This is a genomic window from Sporosarcina sp. SAFN-010, assembly GCF_059415065.1.
In genome coordinates, this window is the sequence record NZ_JBPFDS010000007.1 from 61,511 (window position 1) to 81,914 (window position 20,404).

The window sequence follows — 20,404 nt, forward strand, 5'->3', positions numbered from 1 at the left end:
GAGTTCCTAAGATCGAGAACAAGATGAATGGAGTACTAAAAACAGTGGAGAAGCAATGCGTCCACGAAATACAAGGCTCTTTAATATAATCTCTTTGGATTAACCGTTTTAGTGAACCGGTGCTGTCCGTTGTTTGAACAAGCCATAAATGGTATAGGCTGCAACGAGTAGCAAGACCACACCTGTAAAAGCGAATGCTCCTCGGAAATTCAAATTCAATGCACCAATCGTATACGATCCTGCGACAACGCCCATTGAGAAAAACGCATAGAAATAACCGTATGCTTTTCCACGATAAGCGGCTTCAGAGGAGTCGATGAGCAATGAGTTGATGGATGGGAATAGAAATGCAAATCCGACCCCATATAACGCCATTGTTCCATATAGACTAATCAGCTCGTCTGCCTGACTTAGAAGCAACATACTAACACCCATTAAGGAAATTCCGAATGCGAGTGTAATCATTGGTTTCACCCGATCGAAAATACGATTGATCGGCAGTAAAAATACTAAAATTGCCACAATACCGAACGTGCTAAGAAGTGTGCCTGTGGTTTTTGTATCAAAACCTAGTGCTTCGACCTTTAACGGAAGAATAAGCGCTAGGACACCTTGTGAAAACATAAGGAAGAATGCGCCGGCAAAGGCACGTTGAATGCCTGGGTGGCGGAACATTGCCCCGACGTGTTTCTCTTTTGATTTTTCTTCTGATTTCTTGACTCTTTTCACCGAACGTAATAGCAGAAATGCTAAAATTGCTAGGATTGCCATGATAGCGCCGTTTGCGAGCATGATGGCAGGAGTTCCTTTTAATGGGTTCCCGATGATCGAAGCGACAATTCCGCTATAAGCAGGACCAGCAATCGCAGCCATTCCGACAAACGCACCTGAAATCGCGACACTTTTTCCGCGTTTTTCAGGTTGAGCTCGGTTGGCTAGAAAAGTAAACGCAGCAGGAATGATCAAACCATTCGTAAATCCGTGAATGAAACGGACACCAACAAGTATCCAAGCAACATGGACTGTGGAATATAGCGTCAACGCTAAAGCGTTCGTTAAAAGTCCGATTAGCAAAATGATGAACGGACCTCTCTTATCAGTAACAAAGCCTGAAATGACATTTCCGAAAACATTAGCAAGTGAATAGGTACCGACAACTAGCCCCGCTACGAACGTGGAAGCACCTAAAGAAAGAGCAAATGGACTCATAATCGGTAGCTGGGAGAACAAATCAAAAAATGAAAAGAAAACGATTAAATAAACAAAGAATCGCATACATACGCCTCGTTTCGAGATTTCATAAACCATGCTTATTTTATCATGTTAAGGGTTTAAATCAATGACCAAGGTTAGGGAGTATGGAACAAACAGCACGATGTGTGACAAAATTGTAGAAAACAATTCTTGTTAAGAAAAAATAGCAATCTGGTGAAAAAAACTGTAAAATAACGAATAGTCAAACGAAATGGGGGAATAAGACATGGAATCGAAGATAAGAATTGGAATCGCAGGTTATGGAAACCTAGGTAAAGGGGTGGAGTTTGCGATTGCCCAACAACCCGATATGGAGTTGGTTGGTATTTTCACAAGAAGAGATCCAAGTAGTGTTCAACCAGTCGGTGACAACGTATCTGTGTACCAGTTGGCAGATGTTGAAAAGCATGTGAACGATGTAGACGTCATGATTCTTTGCGGAGGGTCCCGTGCGGATTTACCTGAACAAGGTCCTGCACTTGCGAAGTTATTTACAACGATTGATAGCTTCGATACTCACGCTAAAATCCCTGAATACTTCGATGCTATCGATGCAGCAGCGAAACCCTCGGGCACAACAGCAATTTTGTCTGTGGGATGGGATCCCGGCCTGTTTTCATTGAATCGATTATATGGAGAAACTGTCCTTGCTGACGGTGCCACATATACTTTTTGGGGGAAAGGGCTTAGCCAAGGTCATTCTGATGCGGTTCGTCGCATTAACGGCGTTAAAAATGCCGTTCAATATACAATCCCTTCTGAAGAAGCGATTTCAAAAGTTCGAGCGGGGAAACAACCAGAATTGTCAACAAGAGAAAAGCATGTCCGGGAATGCTACGTCGTATTAGAAGCAGGCGCGGACGCAGCGACTGTGGAAGATACCATTGTTACCATGCCAGATTATTTCTCAGACTATGATACAACTGTTTCCTTCATCTCAGAAGAAGAAATGCAACAAAATCATAGTACGATGCCACATGGAGGATTTGTCATCCGTAGTGGTAAGACCGGAAAAGGCACAAACCAGGTGATGGAATATTCGTTGACATTGGATAGTAATCCTGAGTTTACTTCAAGTGTTCTTACAGCATATGCACGAGCTGCATACAGATTAAATCAACTTGGACAACATGGTGCGAAAACAGTGTTCGACATTCCACCAGGCCTATTATCGCCTAAAGATCCCGCTCAACTTCGTAAAGAATTGTTATAAGAATACCCTGCATACTTTGAAAACAAGATAATTTGTACTATACTAGGAACGTAATTACTTAGGGGGGCGAAGGATTTGGCTAAAATGGATGAAACGCTACACATGCTCAAAGAATTAACCGATGCAAAAGGGACAGGTGGGAACGAACGTGAACCACGTGACGTGATGAAACGCTATATCGAACCATTTGCAGATGAGATTGACCAGGATGGTCTGGGTTCACTAATTGCTAAACATACTGGCGATGCAGACGGTCCTAAAATCATGGTTGCGGGTCACCTCGACGAAGTCGGATTCATGATTTCAAGAATTGACGACAAAGGGTTCTTGAGCTTCCAAACAATCGGTGGCTGGTGGTCACAAGTCATGCTCGCTCAACGCGTGACGATTGTAACGCGTAAAGGGGATTCCATTACAGGAATCATCGGTTCTAAACCGCCACATATTCTACCTGCTGAAGTTCGCAAAAAACCAGTGGACATTAAAGATATGTTCATCGATATCGGTGCTTCATCACGTGAAGAGGCAATGGAGTGGGGCGTTTCACCTGGGGACATGGTCGTTCCTTACTTCGAATTCACAGTCATGAACAACGAAAAATATTTACTTGCAAAAGCTTGGGATAACCGCATAGGTTGTGCAATTGCAATCGACGTTATGAAAGAACTGAACAAACAAGGTCATCCTAATACACTGTATAGTGTTGGAGCGGTCCAAGAAGAAGTCGGTCTTCGTGGCGCTCGCACTGCAGCAAATAAAATCAATCCGGATATCGGGATCGCAGTTGACGTCGGTATCGCTGGGGACACACCTGGAGTTACAGCAAAAGAAGCGTCAGCAAAAATGGGAGATGGTCCTCAAATCATTCTCTATGACGCGTCTATGATCGCGCATAAGGGCTTACGTGACTTTATCGTCGACACTGCTGAAGAAAACAGCATTCCGTATCAATTCGATTCCATGTCAGGTGGCGGAACAGATGCTGGCTCGATCCATTTGAGCGGTAATGGGGTTCCTTCAATAGCCATCACTGTAGCGACTCGCTACATCCACAGTCATGCGGCAATGCTACACCGCGACGACTATGAAAACGCTGTGAAACTTATCGTGGAAGTCATTAAAAAGCTTGATCGAGAAACAGTCGATAAGATTATTTCTGAATAAAAAGGGAAGAGGTAGATCAGAACCTGGTCTACCTCTTTTAATTTTCAATAAAGTATAAAAATACATTTGACTTTATAATTATTCATAATTATACTGTAAATAACCAATTTTATTCATGGAGGATGATTTAATGACAAGCGCATTCGAACTGAAATACATGGAGAAGCAATTGAAGGGAAAAGACTTTTTAGCAATTGAGGATTTTTCAACTGAAGAAATTGCCTATCTGTTAGATCAAGCGGCGAAAATGAAGAAGGATTTTTTAGCGGGAGGCGCAACTAAACCTCTAGAAGGAAAAACTCTAGGAATGGTGTTTGAAAAGAATTCGACGCGAACTCGTATTTCGTTCGATGTGGGCATGTTCCAACTAGGTGGGCATGCGTTGATGATGAACCCAACGGAACTACAAATCGGACGTGGCGAGTCGATTGCAGATACAGCGAAAGTGTTCTCTGAATATCTGGATGGAGTAATGATTCGCGCAAACTCGCATGAAATGGTGAAAGAATTCGCAGACAACGCCTCAATCCCTGTCATTAATGGCCTTACAGATAAATTACACCCTTGCCAAGCACTTGCGGACCTACTAACAATCCAAGAAGTGAAAGGTAAGCTTGCGGGATTAAAACTTGTTTATATCGGGGACGGCAATAATGTCGCGCATTCACTACTCATGGCTGCTGCTAAAATGGGCATCCACACAGCAATCGCTACACCAGTCGGTTATGAAATGGATGCTGACATATCAAAATCTATCGAAAAAGCAGCCAAACAATCGGGCGTGACGATGACACAATTGACAGATCCCGTTGAAGCCGCAAAAGACGCAGACATTTTGTATACAGACGTGTGGGTGAGTATGGGAGACGATGAACAATCAGAAAAGCGACTTGCAGATTTCGATGGCTTTGAAATTAATGACGAACTTGCTGGACACGCGAAATCTGATTATACGTTTATGCACTGTCTTCCAGCACATCGCGGTCAAGAAGTTTCAGCATCGGTTATTGACGGCACACAATCTGTTGTTTTCCAACAAGCAGGAAACCGCATGCATGCACAGAAAGCTTTGCTTGCTGCGTTGCTGTAATAGGATATAAAAAAGGAATCGCATTGCACCTAATAGGTGTATAGCGATCCCTTTTTGTGTTGGAGTCACTGTGCAGCAAATGCGTGCTCGAGTTCACCCGTAATCTTCATCTTTTCCTGATCATCGGCGCGTTGCCAAAGCTTTTCAAAGAACACACCTAAGCCAGGAAGCAGATGCTCTTCTCCTCGCGCAATCGCATCATCCACAACTCCGCGGATATCTTGCGCTTTGTTATCCGTCATATTTGCCGTAATTGCGTCTCTAATTTGAAAATCCATTCATCTGACCTCCTTTCAACGTACTTGAGTTTAGTATCGCCAAAAGGGCTTGTCTTTGATACACTGAAAAGAAAAAAAGGAAGTCATCCTACACTATGAAACGTATTGAATCTACGCAAAATGCACTTGTGAAACATTGGAAAAAGCTTATTACAACAAAAAAAGAACGCGAACGCTCTGAAGAATTCATCGTCGAAGGACACCATCTAGTTGAAGAGGCGTTAAAAATTGAAGGTTCGGTGCTTCACATTATGTTCCGGGAAGATGTTGAAATTCCATTTGAGTTGGAAGAGTCTTCGATTCAAATCATTGAAATGACGAAAGCAGTAGCTGCTGAAATCTCAGAAACAGAACATCCACAAGGGATTTTTGCACACTGCAAACAGCCGATTCCTTCAGAAGACCTGTATTCAGAATGGAAACGTCTTCTATTTATTGACGCAGTCCAAGATCCGGGCAATATCGGAACGATGATTCGTACTGCAGATGCTGCTGGAATGGACGCTGTGATTCTTGGTAAGGGGTGTGCCGATCCTTTTAACCCGAAAACAGTCCGTTCTGGGCAAGGTTCCCATTTCCATATTCCAATCGTAAAAGGGGATTTGAGCGAATGGATTGAACGTGCAAAACAAGGCGGTCTGCAAGTGATCGGAACAGGATTGTCTCAAGCAAAAGATCATTTCACAGTGGACGCATTGCCTGCTTTTGCACTTCTAATGGGGAATGAAGGAGCAGGAGTTTCGGATGAATACCTGGAGCAAGCGGATACAATCGTCAAGATTCCGTTGTATGGTGAAGCAGAGTCGTTGAACGTTGCAGTCGCAGCGGGCGTCTTGTTGTACACATACGCACGTCGCTAAGTCGTTCAAGTATTGAAGTATGAAGCGGATTCCGCTATACTGATGTAGTATACAAGAGCAACAGACAACAAAAGTGTTGACCGGGAAGAGGAAACAGAACATTTGACGCTAGGGAATCCATACCTTGACTGGAAGTATGGATGGTCGAAACTGTTACCGTTCACCCCGCGAGCTGCCTTCAGGACCAGCATAATGCTGTAAAGATGAGCCGGCTACGGACCGTTATTCCGAAGTTGAGAGATCATGTGCACGACTGGCATGATAATCAGGGTGGTACCGCGAATTCGTCCTCGTCCCTTTTTTAGGGGACGAGTTTTTTTGTTTTGTTAAGGTTTGTTATGTGACAGTGTTGAATTGCGTTTCAGGCGGACACTTTCCGAGGGGCTTGATCTCAGTCTCCTCGGCGCTTTGCTTCTGCGGGGTCTTCAATCTACGCTGATCCCTCAGGAGTTGCCGCCCTGCACTCCATTCAACGGCTATATGTCCAAAGAAGGTTACTTCAAAAATCTACTTAACAAAGCTATTTTGAAAGGAGAATGACAATGGAGCAGCAGCTGGAACAGTTAAAACAAGAAGCACTGCAGAAAATTGAAGCCGCGGCGTCAGTGAAAGAACTGAATGACGTTCGCGTAGCTTATCTAGGGAAAAAGGGGCCGATTACGGACCTCTTGAAAGGAATGGGGAAACTACCGGCTGAGGAACGTCCTAAAATGGGCGCACTTGTGAATGTCGTGCGTGAAACCGTTACTACAACGTTAGAAGAAAAAATGGAGTTACTCGAGCTGCAAGCCGTTAATGAAAAACTTGAAAAAGAAACAATCGATATTACACTTCCAGGAAGACCCGTTAAACTTGGCAATCACCACCCGCTGACACGTGTCGTTGAAGAAATCGAAGACTTTTTTATCAGCATGGGCTATGAAGTGGCGGAAGGACCTGAAGTGGAACAAGACTACTACAACTTTGAAGCCTTGAACCTACCAAAAGGTCACCCAGCACGAGACATGCAAGATTCATTTTACATCACGGAAGATGTTTTGTTGCGTACCCACACGTCACCTGTCCAAGCGCGGACAATGGCTGCTAAAAAAGGCGAATCGATCAAGATTATCTGCCCAGGTAAAGTGTATCGTCGAGATAGCGATGACGCGACACATTCTCATCAATTCACACAAATCGAAGGTCTCGTCGTTGGCGAAGACATCCGAATGAGTGATTTGAAAGGGACCCTCGCATTATTTGCGAAGAAGATGTTCGGTGAAGAACGGGAAATCCGTCTTCGTCCAAGCTTCTTCCCATTCACAGAGCCTTCTGTAGAAATGGACATCTCATGCTTCAAATGTGGCGGATCAGGCTGTAACGTCTGTAAGAAAACTGGCTGGATTGAAATTCTCGGAGCTGGTATGGTGCATCCGAATGTTCTTGAAATGGCTGGATATGACCCTACAGTATTCACTGGATTTGCGTTCGGTATGGGACCAGAGCGAATTGCAATGCTGAAGTATGGCGTCGAAGACATTCGTCATTTCTTTACGAACGATATGAGATTTATATCACAATTTAACCGCACAGAAGTGTAAGGAGGAGACCCCATGTACGTATCAACGAAATGGCTAGAAAACTATGTAGATACAAAAGGCATCGCACCTGCGGATCTTGCTGAAAAGATTACACGTGCGGGCATTGAAGTCGATACGATTATCGACCGTTCTGAAGGTTTAACGAACATCGTTGTCGGACACGTTGAATCATGTGAAAAGCATCCGGAAGCAGACAAACTGAACATTTGCCAAGTAAACGTGGGCGAAGAAACGGTTCAAATTATTTGTGGTGCACCGAACGTAGCCGCAGGACAAAACATTATTGCGGCACTTCCTGGCGCGAAATTGCCAGGTGGCATGAAGATTAAAAAAGCGAAACTTCGCGGTGAAGTGTCAAACGGCATGATTTGTTCTCTTCAAGAGCTAGGTGTAGAAGGAAAGACTGTCGCAAAAGCCTATGCAGAAGGTATTTATGTACTGCCAGCTGATGCTAAACCAGGTACAGATGCGCTTTCGTTACTCGGATTGGATGACGTCATCTTGGAATTCGATTTGACACCGAATCGCGCGGATGCACTCAGCATGCTAGGTGTTGCGTATGAAGTCGGTGCGATTTTATCACAAGATGTCAAGCTTCCGACAATTGAGTACACAGCTTCAAACGAAAAAGCAGAAGATGTCTTGACGCTTAAAGTAGAAGCTAAGGAAGACAACCCAATGTACATCGCTAAAGTTGTGAAAAACGTCAAAGTCGCTGAGTCGCCACTATGGCTTCAAAATTACTTGATGGCTGCCGGTGTTCGTCCTCATAACAACGTCGTTGATATTACTAATTTCGTATTGCTTGAGTACGGTCAGCCTTTGCACGCGTTTGACTACGATCGTCTTGAGACAAAGGAAATCGTCGTTCGTCGCGCTGTAGAAGGTGAAAAGATGACGACATTAGATGATGTCGAACGTACATTACATGCGGATCAGCTCGTCATTACGAATGGTAAAGAACCAGTAGCACTTGCAGGAGTCATGGGTGGAGCGAATTCCGAAGTTCACGACGGTACGACAACAGTTGTCATTGAATCGGCTTATTTTGCATCTGCATCAGTTCGAAAAACTTCGAAAGATGTAGGCCTGCGCAGTGATGCGAGTACACGTTTTGAAAAAGGGGTAGACCCGAACCGTGTAGCTGAAGCGGCAGAACGTGCGGCACAATTAATGGCAGAACTAGCTGGCGGAGAAGTGTTGGCTGGAGCTGTTCAGTTCGATGAGCTGGATAAAGAATCAGTCCGCATTATATTGTCACCAGATTATGTGAATCAGCGTCTAGGTATGAAGATTCCAATGGACGAAATGGTTTCGATTCTAGAACGTCTTCAAATCCCTGTAGAAGCAGCGAATGGACAATTAATCGTCGATGCTCCAACACGTAGACAAGATTTGCGTATTAAAGAGGATTTGATCGAAGAAATTGCACGTCTTTACGGATACGATGAAATCCCGATGACACTGCCGATTGGTGAAAGTGTTCCAGGAGGATTGAACAGCTTCCAGGAAAAACGCCGTCTCGTTCGTCGTTATATGGAGAGTGCTGGTCTTTATCAGGCGATCACGTATTCACTAACTTCACGTGCAGAATCCCAAAGCTTTGCGCTGGAGACAGCACCGGTAACAGAGCTTCTTATGCCGATGAGTGAAGATCGAAGCGTATTGCGTCAAAGCTTGCTTCCACATTTGCTGGATGCAACGACTTACAACGTAGCGCGTCGCATTGACACGGTTTCACTATATGAGACGGGTTCTGTGTTCCTAGGAACGCAAGAGGACGGACTTCCTAAAGAAGTAGGTCATGTTGCGGCGGTAATCACTGGAAAATGGGTGGATCACGCATGGCAACAAGAAAATAAGAAAGTCGATTTCTTTGTGATGAAGGGAATCGTTGAAGGGCTGATGGATACACTCGGTCTTACTGAGAAAGTAACGTATGCGAAAGCGACGCATGATGGCTTGCATCCAGGTAGAACAGCGGACATCTTGTTGAATGGCGTGGTGGTCGGTGTGCTCGGTCAATTGCACCCGTCTGAACAGAAAAAGCGCGATTTGAAGGAGACCTATGTGACGGAAATGAACCTAGCGTTGCTACTAGCTGAATCAGCTGAAGCACTCGTGTATGAGCAAGTTCCACGCTATCCTTCGATGTCACGTGATATCGCTCTAGTTGTTTCGAAAGACGAGGCGGCAGGTAGCTTGATGGACATTATCCAAGAAGCTGGCGGCAAGTTGTTGAAAGATGTAACTGTATTTGACTTGTACGAAGGCGACAAAGTGGATGAAGGCTTGAAGTCACTCGCGTTCTCATTAACGTATTTCGATGCAGAACGTACGCTGACAGACGAGGAAGTTGTCACTCGTCACGATAAAGTACTCGCTGCACTAAAAGAGAAATCAGGCGCAGTGTTACGAGGATAATTCTAGATGAATAGAGAGGGAGAACTGGCGAATTGCCAGTTCTCCTTCTCTTTTTTGTCTGTATGAGATTTAACCACGTACCCGCTCGTTTCGGACAGTGACCCGCCCGTTCCGAGAGGGAACCCGCTCGTTCCGGATGTCGACCCGCCCGTTCCGAGTGGAAACCCGCCCGTTTAGGATGTCGACCCGCCCGTTCTGAGTGGGAACCTGATCGTTTAGGATGTCGACCCGCCCGTTTCGAATGGCAACCCGCTCGTTTCGGACAGCAACTCGCTCGTTCCAATAGCCTAATTATCGCGGGACTATAATTAGAGCAAACCTTCATCGGACTCGCGACCAATTAATCTCTAACCATCTCCAAACCTAAAAACTAGATTAAAATTTTTTCTCCGCTCACCCCAACTATCTAAAATCTAAGCACATGTATCTCGCAACTCACTAAAATCTCAAAGTGAATTGTGTCAAAAACGTGATAATGCTATTTTCGACCAAAGCCTTCCACTTCTATTGAAGAACGGCTACACTAATGAAAGAAGGGGTGACGCCATTGATCTATAAACATCGAACCAAGCCACGATTATTAAGTGGGCTACTAGCTTTAGAGAAACGTCTTTCGCCAGCACACGAGAAATACGAGTACATCCAGAGTGAGCTGTATAAAACCCGTGCCGGTTACGGAGGCGAGCAAGAATACGATCGCTACATGAACGAAGTCCGAACTGACTATCCACATGCCATACTCCACGATCTTTCCCTACAACACGAAGGTATCCATTTTCAAATCGACTCACTTTTCATCACACCAGACTCTATCATCATTTCAGAAATAAAAAACATCGCCGATAAAATTTTCATCAAAGCCAAGCCGATACAATTTATAAAGCAACTGCCTGACGGAACACGGTTGCTATTCCGAAGCCCAATTGCAGAAGTGGAACGTAAAATTCAGTTTCTTGAAAAGTGGTTAGCTTGCCGGAATGTACATGTAAAGGTGAAGGGGCTCATTGTTTTTGCATATAACAATGAAATGTTTATTGAAGAAAAGCCATCTATGGAAGTGATTACTGCCTATGAGGCACCTACTTATTTTCGTTCATTGACCCCACAGAACCAAAGTTTAGAGGAACGGGATATTGCAAGGATTGCAAAAGCACTAGCGCGTGGACATAAGGAATACAATCCATATCCAATAACTGTGCGATATAAAATAGCCGAGCGTGATATTAGGGGAGGGGTATTTTGTTCAAGATGTGAAATTCCAGCTATTATGAGATGGTCTGACTTGAGGTGGGATTGTCCAGTCTGCGGTGTACGAGAAATCGGAAGTCACCAAAATGCGGTAATAGATTGGTTTATGCTAATGTCCGGACCGCTAACCAATCGAAAGTTTTGTGAGTTCACGGGGATCACTAATCGTCACACTGCAAAAAGAATGCTAGCTCGCTCAGAGATTCAAAAGCAGGGGGAGGGACGAGGCAGTCGTTACACATCGTTAATATAGCTTACATATGTAGGGTAAAATACAAGTGATGATTTGTGCGCTTCGCCATGCGAAGCGTTTTCGTCTGTCCACTGAACCAGGTGGTTTAGTCACACGCCCCGAATGTTTTCTGTACCTTGTCCGCGGCAGGCAACTTTCCTCAATTCGTATCCAAGCTCGCGACCAATCAATTTCCCTCTAATTCAAAACCAAGATTAATTGGTGGGCTTCGCTCCGCTACGCATTTAGTAATGGATAGTGGGGGAGTAAAGGTTGCCTCGGAAAACCATCCATTACGAGCCTGAACTCGCTCGTTTCCCCGAGCAACCCGCTCTTTCCGGCGAAGAACCCGATCGTTCTCCCGAGCAACCCGCCCGTTCCGACGAAGAACCCGATCATTTCCCCGAGCAACCCGCCCGTTCCGGCGAAGAACCCGCTCGTTTCCCCCCGAGCAACCCGCTCGTTCGCCCAAACAACCCGCTCCATCCCAAAATCACATCTCACCCACGCTTCTTAGCAGCCAACACCGCTGCCTTCTTCGCATTCGCAAAGTGCCACTTCGTCAACGAACGCAAAAACGGTTCACCTTTCGCGAGTAAAATTGAGGCTGCGGTTTCATCCACCTTTTTACCAGCGCCTTTTGGAAGTGTTCGTCCAGCTAATCCACTCAACCGATCCATTTCATCCAAAAACGCCACACGCGCGATGATCGACGCCGCTGCAACGGCAACATGCAATCCTTCCGCCTTCGTTGCAAACAACACATTCTCCCTCACAATCTCACGTTCATTCTTCAAATGGTTGTAATACACACCGCGCTCCGCGAACTGATCTATCAAAATATATTCAGGGTGTTCATCTTCCAATTTACGCAACACATGACGGATTGCCTGATTGTGTAGCAATGCTTTGATTTTCCCTTGGGACCAGCCTTTTGCTTGCACAGTATTGTATTTCTCGTTTTGTAGTGTGAGCACACTGTATGTCAACACAGACTTCAAATCCGGAGCAATCGATCTCATGTAGGGATCCGTTAGCAACTTGGAGTCCTTCACCCCAAGTTCAGCAACAAGAGCAATCTGATCCGCGCGCACGTAACACGCACAAACCGTCACAGGACCAAAGAAATCTCCCGTCCCGGTTTCATCTGACCCGATTACCGAAAGTGTCTCAAGTCGATCGGGAAGGACAGCTCCTTTAACAACAACTTTTTTCTTCGGAGCCCCCGAGTCCGAACTAGCATCCAAATTAGCTTCCCATTTCGCAGCTTCCTCTTCAGCACCACCACCTTGAAACAGGACTTTACCCGAACGATACGCGGTAATCGATGCTTTCGCCGTTTTCGCAGCAAACACCACACCTGGAGCATTGCGTGTCACACGATCACTCGCATAATACGCTTTTAACTCAGTCAATTTTTTATCAGACAAGATTATTACAGAATTCGCCATTCAAATCATCCTTTCAAACCGTACAATCTAAAACGTTTTGTATAGTATACCGTGTACAGAAGAAAGCACAAAAATAGTTCGCTGGCAATGCCTTTGTTCACAAATAAACCTTTTTCGTGGTATGATTAAGTTCATAGTTTTGGGCAGGAGGTTATGGCAGTGGAAAAAGAACAAAAAACACGGATTACCATCGATATATACGGTCAAACGTATACCATCATCGGGACCGACTCGTCTGCTCACGTTCGACAAGTGGCAACACTCGTGGACGACCGAATGCGTGAACTCCGTGCGCATAATCCGTATTTGGATACGACAAAAGTTGCTGTGCTAACAGCTGTCAACAGTGTACATGACTATTTGAAGTTACAAACTGAAAAAGAATTACTTGAAGAAGAATTGAAAAAGTTGAAGGGCTGACGGCTGCTAATGTTAGATATACTTATATTATTTCTATTGGTTGGAGGACTTATTACAGGCTTTAGAAGAGGATTGCTTGTACAAGTCTTACATATGACAGGTTTTATCGTTTCGTTTATCGTTGCATACGCGTATTACAAACAACTTGCGGATAAATTCGTTTTATGGATTCCATATCCGGGAGTTACCGCAGAGTCCAAGTTAAGCTGGTCATTTGGACAATTGGATTTAGATCAGACGTTTTATAGGTTGTTAGCATTTATCCTGATTTTCTTTGTTGTTAAATTCCTATTGCAACTCTTTGTGTCGATGTTCGACTTCCTAAAACACTTGCCGGTACTTGGATTCATCTCGCGTTTCTTTGGCGCGGCATTAGGATTTGTTGAGTTCTATATTATCATTCTATTACTCATCAGTTTCCTTGCTTTGCTGCCAATCGACTTTGTCCAAAAACTATTAGATTCTTCTTTACTGTCGAAAACCATGTTCGAGCATACACCGGTTATTTCAAGCACAGTGAAGGAATGGTGGTACGTTTACACAAAATAAGTCTGAACAGCTTCCCTCCCGAGCGGCGGGAAGCTTTTGTTCAGTCAGGGAACGAATAGAACAAGGAGGTTTTGTTGATGAACAAAAAAGTGATTATACAAACGTTGGAAAAAATTGCGCTCTATATGGAATTACTCGGGGAGAATCATTTCAAAGTTGGCGCTTTCCGTAAAGCAGCGACCGTCCTTGAAGTCGACCCAAGAAGCCTCGCTGAAATGGATGACATCTTGACCTTGAAAGGAATTGGCAAGGGAACAGGTGCGGTCATTCAGGATCTATTGGACAAAGGGGAGTCCGACCTATTGAACGAGCTTCAAGAAACCGTTCCTGCAGGAATGATTCCACTGCTAGAAATCCCTGGACTTGGGGGCAAGCGAATTGCGAAACTCCATGAAGCACTCGGAATCGATTCAATCGAATCGTTAAAACAAGCTTGTGAGAAAAATGAGGTGAGCGCTCTTCCAGGTTTCGGTAAGAAAACTGAAGAAAAGCTACTTCATGAAATTGAACAGCTCTCTGAGCGTAAAACATCATTCCCACTTTGGCAGATGGTTAAATTCGTTGGACAAGTTGAGCCGGTTTTGGATGAAATCGAAGAAATTAGCAAATATTCAGTGGCGGGAAGTTACCGCAGAACGAAAGAACAAAGTAGTGACATGGATTTCATCATCGTGACAGATACACCTTCAGTTGTCCGTGAAAAGTTGCTGAAACTACTTCCTACTATAGAAACGATTGCAGCAGGGGACTCAAAGCTCTCCGTAACATTGGAATTGGAAGAAATCATCGACGTCGATTTCCGGTTCGTGACAGACACACAATATGCAAGTGCACTGCATCATTTTACAGGTTCAAAAGACCATAACGTAAAAATGCGGCAACTCGCAAAATCACGTGGTGAAAAAATTAGTGAATATGGTGTCGAGCAAGAGGATGGAACGGTCTTAACGTTCGAATCGGAGGAAGACTTTTTTGCTCACTTTGATCTACCCTTCATCCAACCAAACTTGCGTCAAGACGGTCGGGAACTGGATCGCATCGACGAATTAGATGGTTTGGTCACATTGAGTGACATCCGAGGCGACTTCCATATGCATACGACCGCATCTGACGGGGGCTATTCGATTCGTGAAATGGCAGACGCATGCAGAGAACGCGGGTACAGTCATATGGTAATCACAGACCACTCCCATTATTTGAAAGTAGCGAATGGGTTAACACCGGAACGGTTACTTGACCAATTGAAAGAAATCCGGGAAATCAATGAAGAGTATCCAGATATCGAAATTTTCAGTGGGACAGAAATGGATATTTTGCCAGATGGTACACTCGATTTTGACGATGAAGTACTCTCCCAACTCGATTTTGTGATTGCTTCCATCCATTCAAGTTTCAGTCAATCCCAAGAACAGATCATGGAACGATTACATTCGGCAATGAAAAACCCACACGTTGATTTAATTGCCCATCCTACAGGTCGTCTCATTGGAAAACGGGATGGCTACAATCCGGATGTGCCTCAACTCATCGAATGGGCAGCGAAATATGGTAAGATTCTAGAATTGAACGCGAGTCCTCATCGCCTTGATTTAGACAAAGAATACTTAGAAATGGCACAAGAGGCTGGCGTTAAGATATCGATCAATACAGATGCCCATGCAAAGGAGCAATTGGAGCTCATGGCTATCGGTGTAGAGTATGCACAAAAAGCATGGTTGAAAAAAGATACAGTCGTCAATACCTGGTCATTGGATCAGTTCAAACAGAGAATCGTCGATAAGTGAAAGGAAGGGATCCGCAATGGATTCACGTGTATTAAAAACTTTAGAGTTTGACAAAGTCCTTGCCCAAGCGGCACAGCAGTGTACGTTCCCTGCAGGACGAGCTGAAATGGAAAAATTGAAACCGGATACGGACTTCGAAACGGTAGAACGCCTTTTAGAAGAAACGGACGAAGGTCTAGCTATTTTACGTGTACGAGGTAATGTCCCGATGGGTGGGATTACGGATATCCGGCCGCATGCGCGTCGTGCGCAAATCGGAGGCGTCTTAAGTGCGCAAGAATTGATGGAAACTGCGTCAACCATCCGAGCGAGCCGCATTTTCCGTCAATTCATCGAAGCTGTTCTACAAGATGAAGAAGTGGAAATTCCAAATTTCATAGCAATTAAAGAAGCAATGCCAATCGTCACCGGTCTAGAACATGAAATCAATAGTGCAGTAGACGAAAACGGACGCGTACTCGATAGTGCATCCAGTGCATTACGTTCAGTCCGTCAAAGCCTGCGTATTCAAGAAGGTAGAGTCCGTGAGAAATTGGAAAGCATTATTCGCGGGAAAAACGCAGCGAAAATGTTGTCAGATAGCATTGTCACTATTAGGAACGAACGATTTGTGATTCCTGTAAAGTCCGAGTACCGCAGTCATTACGGCGGCGTCATTCACGATTCGTCTTCTTCAGGTCAAACGGTATACATCGAACCTGATGCAGTCGTGCAAGCAAATAACGAAATCCGCACGTTGAAATCCAAAGAAAAAGAAGAAATTGAAAAGATTCTTCGAGAGCTTTCTGCACTTGTTCAAGAAAACGCACATGAATTGTTCGTACTAGTCGATCAGCTTGTGAAAGTGGATGTCATTTTAGCAAAAGCAAAATACGGAATGGCAAATAAATGTACAAAACCAACAGTGAACCAAGACGGCTATATGCGCCTCGCAAAAGCCCGTCATCCACTTTTACCAATCGAAGAGGCAGTGGCCAATACGATTGAATTCGGAAAAGACATTACAACGATTGTCATCACTGGACCGAATACTGGTGGTAAAACTGTAACTTTAAAAACTGTCGGACTGTGTACATTGATGGCACAAGCTGGATTACCGATTCCTGTATTGGACGGCTCGGAAATCGCTGTTTTCGGATCCGTTTTTGCCGATATTGGTGATGAACAATCCATCGAACAAAGTCTCAGTACGTTTTCATCTCACATGGTCAATATCGTTGATATCTTAAAGAAATTCGATCATGATTCGCTCATTATTTTCGATGAACTCGGTTCAGGAACCGATCCACAAGAAGGGGCAGCACTCGCAATTTCCATTTTGGATGAAGTCCATGGAACAGGTGCGCGAGTGATGGCGACCACACACTATCCAGAACTGAAAGCTTACAGTTACAACAGAAATGGTGTTGCGAATGCGAGCGTAGAATTCAATGTCGATACACTGAGTCCAACGTACCGCTTATTAATAGGCGTTCCAGGACGGAGTAATGCATTTGAAATTTCAAAACGACTTGGTCTCGGAGACCATCTGATCGAGCGAGCCAAAACGTTCACTGGAACGGATCGTGGTGAAGTTGACTCCATGATTGCATCCTTGGAATCTAGTCGTGTTCAATCCGAAAAAGACGCAGAACGCACTCATGACTTACTTGTAGAAACCGAATCGTTGAAAAAAGAACTAGCCGAAAAACTTGCTGAAAACGAAGAAATGCAAACTCGCTTAACTGAAAAAGCGAAAGAGAAAGCTAAAAGAATTGTTGAAGAGGCAAGGCTCGAATCTGAAGCAATCATTTCAGATCTACGTGCGCTTCGGATGACTGCCGGTGCATCAGTGAAAGAACACGAACTCATTGAAGCACGAAAGCGTCTTGAAAATGCTTCACCAAAAGAAGAGAAAAAGAAAGCACTGAAGGCGAAAGCGGCTCCACGTCCGTTGCAAGTAGGCGATGAAGTCAAAGTCTTAAGCTACGGACAAAAAGGTACACTCATTGACAAAGTATCTGATACTGAATGGGTTGTTCAAATCGGTATTTTGAAAATGAAATTGGAGCAATCAGGTCTGGAATTTGTAAAACCTGAAAAAGAGAAGAAAATTGTAGCTTCCACCGCAATCCGTGGGCGTGATCAGCATGTTAAATTGGAGCTCGATCTTCGTGGAGAACGTTATGAAGATGCAATCAGAAGGACAGAGAAGTATTTGGATGATGCGTTGTTGTCCAATTACCACCAAGTGTCCATTATCCACGGAAAAGGAACGGGTGCACTCCGTCAAGGCATCCAGACCTATCTGAAAAAGCATTCTCGCGTGAAAAATTTCCGTTTTGGTGATGCAGGTGAAGGTGGACTTGGTGTAACGGTTGTAGAGTTGAAATAATTTTTATAGGAAAAGTGAAACCTATTCGAGGCTCATTCGTACTCGTTAAGACATCACCGTAAAGGGGCCAACGAATAATGTCAAAGACTGGGTTTTGGAGTCATCCGTTAGTAGAAACAGCCGGTTATTTTAGTACCGTTGTCCTTTGTCTCATAGTTTCGATGGTCATTTTTGAGATTGTGACAAAGTACAGGTGTTGGAATGAAATTAAAAATGGGAACTTAGCTGTTGCTTTTGCAACAGGGGGTAAAATATTCGGTGTTGCCAACATTTTTAGATATTCTATCGAACAGCACAATACGCTTCCACAAATGATAGGATGGGGATTATTTGGATTCACATTGCTCATTTTTGCCTACTTGCTGTTCGAATTTTTAACACCGATGTTCAAAGTAGATGAAGAAATTGAAAAAGATAACCGTTCTGTAGGGTTTATTTCGATGATTATTTCGGTTGGATTATCCTTTGTCATCGGTGCAAGTATTTCATAAGAGTATGTTCAGTAGGAGACGATTTCGCAAATGGAAAAACTATCGAAAATATTACTCGCATTATGCGTGTTATTTATCGCCTTCGGTATTTGGTGGATGGTCAAGCAAACCCCGTAACTCTCATAGTTGCGGGGTTTGCAATTCCTTCCATTGTTAACATTGTAAACGCCTTCATTTTTCGTTATACTTAGTAAAGAATGAATATTCTATGAATATACTAGAGAAAAGGAGGCTGTTTCATGACGAACAAACCATGGCTTTCACAGTACCCACCTGAAATTCCTGCGGTTATCGACTTTGTTCCAATCCCTCTTCAAGAATTTTTGACACGCACTGCGACCAAGTATCCTAAAAAGAATGCAATTCACTTTTTAGGTAAAGACATTACGTTCGGAGAGTTTTACGAATCCTCTTTGAAGTTTGCAAACTATTTACGGAAACTTGGAATTGAAAAAGGCGATCGAGTGGCCATTATGTTACCGAATTGCCCGCAAAATGCCATTGCCTATTATGGGATCTTGTTTGCAGGAGGTATAGTCGTTCAAACGAATCCACTATACAAAGAGCGTGAAATCTCGTATTTGATGTCCGATTCAGGTGCCAAGGCAATTATTACACTGGATTTACTCTTTCCTCGAGTATCCTCAATTCTAAAAGAAACACAGCTGGAAAACATTATTGTAACTAGCATTAAAGACTACTTACCATTCCCGAAAAACGTCCTTTATCCTTTTATACAAAAGAAAGAAAACGGTATTGTAGTGAAAGTGGAACACCGAGGAATCCATCATCTATACACTGAAATCATGAAGTCGACACAAGCGGAATCGATTCAACTGGAATTTGAATTTGAAAAAGATATCGCCTTGCTACAATACACGGGGGGAACAACAGGACCTCCAAAAGGAGTCATGCTTACACACAAGAACCTGATCGCAAACGCTGAAATGTGCAACGCATGGCTGTACAAATCCAAAGATGGCGATGAAGTCGCAATGGGAATTTTACCGTTCTTCCATGTCTATGGGATGACAACTGTGCTCATATTCTCAGTCATGTGTGGAAACAAAATGGTATTGATCCCGAAATTCGATTTCAAGACAGCACTAAAAGAAATTGACAAACAGAAGCCTACGTTATTCCCAGGCGCACCGACAATCTATATTGGCTTGCTTAACCATCCAGATGTTGAAAAGTACGATTTATCGTCGATTAAAGCCTGTTTGAGTGGATCAGCTGCACTTCCAGTAGAAGTGCAAGAGAAATTTGAAAAAGTGACCGGTGGGAAACTGGTAGAAGGATATGGACTCACCGAAACGTCTCCAGTTGCGATTGCTAACTTTGTTTGGGAAGGTCAGCGGAAACGTGGTTCCATAGGTGTTCCATGGCCAAATACCGACGTCGCTATACTACCACCAGATTCTTCTATACCTATGAAACCAGGTGATGTAGGAGAGATTGCCATTAAGGGACCTCAAGTGATGACTGGCTATTGGAATCGCCCGGAAGAAACAAAAGAGTCGTTCCGTGAAGGATGGTTTCTAACAGGGGATCTTGGTTATATGGATGAAGATGGCTTCTTCTACGTAGTTGACCGAAAAAAAGACATGATTATCGCAAGCGGTTTTAATATTTCTCCACGCGAGATCGAGGAAGTATTATATGAAAACGAAGCGATTCAAGAATGTGTGGTCGCAGGAGTACCGGATCCTTATCGAGGGGAAACCGTGAAAGCCTATATTGTCTTAAAAGAAGGGTATTCACTGACAGAAGAAGAATTAGATACGTATTGCAGAGCAAATATGGCGTCATTCAAAGTTCCGCGGATTTATGAGTTCCGAGATGAGCTTCCGAAGACCGCTGTAGGGAAGATTCTACGAAGAGCTTTAGTGGATGAAGAGAAAAAGAAAGCAGAGCAGCAACAGCTTACATCCTAACTAATAAGGCTTGACTAAAAACTAAATAACTATTAATATGAAAATATGAATGAAC

General features: G+C 43.9%; 16 protein-coding genes. 13 read left to right on the forward strand and 3 right to left on the reverse strand.

The window, feature by feature from the left end; all coding sequences use genetic code 11:
• Positions 1 to 108: 108 nt before the first annotated feature.
• Positions 109 to 1,275 (reverse strand): MFS transporter, encoded by a 1,167-nt coding sequence (locus tag ACR65F_RS09645; protein WP_440504269.1) that lies wholly within the window; start codon positions 1,273 to 1,275, stop codon positions 109 to 111.
• Positions 1,276 to 1,480: 205 nt separating this feature from the next.
• Between ACR65F_RS09645 and ACR65F_RS09650 the strand changes: the two genes are divergently transcribed.
• The 3 genes from ACR65F_RS09650 to argF all read left to right on the forward strand — a co-directional run bounded on the left by ACR65F_RS09650 (position 1,481) and on the right by argF (position 4,721).
• Complete coding sequence (locus ACR65F_RS09650) at positions 1,481 to 2,467, forward strand: diaminopimelate dehydrogenase (protein WP_440504270.1); 987 nt, start codon at positions 1,481 to 1,483, stop codon at positions 2,465 to 2,467.
• Between the two features lie 75 nt (positions 2,468 to 2,542).
• Positions 2,543 to 3,631, forward strand: coding sequence for a M42 family metallopeptidase (locus ACR65F_RS09655; protein ID WP_039044415.1), 1,089 nt, complete (start codon positions 2,543 to 2,545; stop codon positions 3,629 to 3,631).
• A gap of 130 nt (positions 3,632 to 3,761) precedes the next feature.
• Positions 3,762 to 4,721 carry an ornithine carbamoyltransferase gene (argF, locus tag ACR65F_RS09660; RefSeq protein ID WP_440504271.1) on the forward strand — a complete coding sequence of 320 codons (960 nt, stop codon included), beginning with the start codon at positions 3,762 to 3,764 and terminating at the stop codon, positions 4,719 to 4,721.
• 65 nt (positions 4,722 to 4,786) lie between these two features.
• Here the strand turns inward: argF and sspI are convergent, their stop codons facing one another.
• Positions 4,787 to 4,999: a small acid-soluble spore protein SspI gene (sspI, locus tag ACR65F_RS09665; RefSeq protein WP_039044417.1), complete on the reverse strand. Its 213-nt coding sequence runs from the start codon at positions 4,997 to 4,999 to the stop codon at positions 4,787 to 4,789.
• Between the two features lie 95 nt (positions 5,000 to 5,094).
• On the opposite strand from sspI, the gene ACR65F_RS09670 reads away from it, so the two are divergent.
• The 4 genes from ACR65F_RS09670 (at position 5,095) to ACR65F_RS09685 (ending at position 11,364) form a co-directional block, all read left to right on the forward strand.
• On the forward strand, positions 5,095 to 5,859 hold the full coding sequence (locus ACR65F_RS09670; RefSeq protein ID WP_039044418.1) for a TrmH family RNA methyltransferase: 765 nt from the start codon (positions 5,095 to 5,097) through the stop codon (positions 5,857 to 5,859).
• Between the two features lie 542 nt (positions 5,860 to 6,401).
• Positions 6,402 to 7,439 (forward strand): phenylalanine--tRNA ligase subunit alpha, encoded by a 1,038-nt coding sequence (pheS, locus tag ACR65F_RS09675; RefSeq protein ID WP_039044419.1) that lies wholly within the window; start codon positions 6,402 to 6,404, stop codon positions 7,437 to 7,439.
• 12 nt (positions 7,440 to 7,451) lie between these two features.
• Entirely contained in the window at positions 7,452 to 9,863 is a 2,412-nt protein-coding gene (pheT, locus tag ACR65F_RS09680; RefSeq protein WP_440504272.1) for a phenylalanine--tRNA ligase subunit beta, read from the forward strand.
• Positions 9,864 to 10,410: 547 nt separating this feature from the next.
• Positions 10,411 to 11,364, forward strand: coding sequence for a nuclease-related domain-containing protein (locus ACR65F_RS09685; RefSeq protein ID WP_440504273.1), 954 nt, complete (start codon positions 10,411 to 10,413; stop codon positions 11,362 to 11,364).
• Between the two features lie 479 nt (positions 11,365 to 11,843).
• Here ACR65F_RS09685 and rnhC read toward each other — a convergent pair whose 3' ends face one another.
• Complete coding sequence (gene rnhC / locus ACR65F_RS09690; protein WP_039044423.1) at positions 11,844 to 12,794, reverse strand: ribonuclease HIII; 951 nt, start codon at positions 12,792 to 12,794, stop codon at positions 11,844 to 11,846.
• A gap of 153 nt (positions 12,795 to 12,947) precedes the next feature.
• On the opposite strand from rnhC, the gene zapA reads away from it, so the two are divergent.
• The 6 genes from zapA (at position 12,948) to ACR65F_RS09720 (ending at position 20,349) form a co-directional block, all read left to right on the forward strand.
• The gene (zapA, locus tag ACR65F_RS09695; protein ID WP_125103208.1) at positions 12,948 to 13,214 is read left to right on the forward strand and encodes a cell division protein ZapA; all 267 of its coding nucleotides are present in this window, start codon (positions 12,948 to 12,950) and stop codon (positions 13,212 to 13,214) included.
• A 9-nt stretch (positions 13,215 to 13,223) separates the two neighbouring features.
• Positions 13,224 to 13,763: a CvpA family protein gene (locus ACR65F_RS09700; protein ID WP_125103207.1), complete on the forward strand. Its 540-nt coding sequence runs from the start codon at positions 13,224 to 13,226 to the stop codon at positions 13,761 to 13,763.
• A gap of 77 nt (positions 13,764 to 13,840) precedes the next feature.
• A complete protein-coding gene (gene polX, locus ACR65F_RS09705; RefSeq protein WP_440504274.1) occupies positions 13,841 to 15,547 on the forward strand; it encodes a DNA polymerase/3'-5' exonuclease PolX in 1,707 nt (568 codons plus the stop codon).
• Positions 15,548 to 15,563: 16 nt separating this feature from the next.
• Positions 15,564 to 17,921: an endonuclease MutS2 gene (locus ACR65F_RS09710; protein WP_440504275.1), complete on the forward strand. Its 2,358-nt coding sequence runs from the start codon at positions 15,564 to 15,566 to the stop codon at positions 17,919 to 17,921.
• A gap of 77 nt (positions 17,922 to 17,998) precedes the next feature.
• Positions 17,999 to 18,412, forward strand: a complete 414-nt coding sequence (locus ACR65F_RS09715; RefSeq protein WP_039044427.1) for a DUF350 domain-containing protein — start codon at positions 17,999 to 18,001, stop codon at positions 18,410 to 18,412.
• A 239-nt stretch (positions 18,413 to 18,651) separates the two neighbouring features.
• Positions 18,652 to 20,349: a long-chain-fatty-acid--CoA ligase gene (locus tag ACR65F_RS09720; protein WP_440504276.1), complete on the forward strand. Its 1,698-nt coding sequence runs from the start codon at positions 18,652 to 18,654 to the stop codon at positions 20,347 to 20,349.
• Positions 20,350 to 20,404 lie beyond the last annotated feature (55 nt).

What these genes read in the sequence shown, in the direction of transcription:
- sspI (WP_039044417.1), bottom strand. Translation starts at nt 4,999, where the DNA reads ATGGATTTTCAAATTAGAGACGCAATTACGGCAAATATGACGGATAAC.
- ACR65F_RS09715 (WP_039044427.1), top strand. Translation starts at nt 17,999, where the DNA reads ATGTCAAAGACTGGGTTTTGGAGTCATCCGTTAGTAGAAACAGCCGGT.
- ACR65F_RS09670 (WP_039044418.1), top strand. Translation starts at nt 5,095, where the DNA reads ATGAAACGTATTGAATCTACGCAAAATGCACTTGTGAAACATTGGAAA.
- ACR65F_RS09700 (WP_125103207.1), top strand. Translation starts at nt 13,224, where the DNA reads ATGTTAGATATACTTATATTATTTCTATTGGTTGGAGGACTTATTACA.
- argF (WP_440504271.1), top strand. Translation starts at nt 3,762, where the DNA reads ATGACAAGCGCATTCGAACTGAAATACATGGAGAAGCAATTGAAGGGA.
- ACR65F_RS09650 (WP_440504270.1), top strand. Translation starts at nt 1,481, where the DNA reads ATGGAATCGAAGATAAGAATTGGAATCGCAGGTTATGGAAACCTAGGT.
- zapA (WP_125103208.1), top strand. Translation starts at nt 12,948, where the DNA reads ATGGCAGTGGAAAAAGAACAAAAAACACGGATTACCATCGATATATAC.
- ACR65F_RS09720 (WP_440504276.1), top strand. Translation starts at nt 18,652, where the DNA reads ATGACGAACAAACCATGGCTTTCACAGTACCCACCTGAAATTCCTGCG.
- ACR65F_RS09710 (WP_440504275.1), top strand. Translation starts at nt 15,564, where the DNA reads ATGGATTCACGTGTATTAAAAACTTTAGAGTTTGACAAAGTCCTTGCC.
- rnhC (WP_039044423.1), bottom strand. Translation starts at nt 12,794, where the DNA reads ATGGCGAATTCTGTAATAATCTTGTCTGATAAAAAATTGACTGAGTTA.
- polX (WP_440504274.1), top strand. Translation starts at nt 13,841, where the DNA reads ATGAACAAAAAAGTGATTATACAAACGTTGGAAAAAATTGCGCTCTAT.
- pheS (WP_039044419.1), top strand. Translation starts at nt 6,402, where the DNA reads ATGGAGCAGCAGCTGGAACAGTTAAAACAAGAAGCACTGCAGAAAATT.
- pheT (WP_440504272.1), top strand. Translation starts at nt 7,452, where the DNA reads ATGTACGTATCAACGAAATGGCTAGAAAACTATGTAGATACAAAAGGC.
- ACR65F_RS09645 (WP_440504269.1), bottom strand. Translation starts at nt 1,275, where the DNA reads ATGCGATTCTTTGTTTATTTAATCGTTTTCTTTTCATTTTTTGATTTG.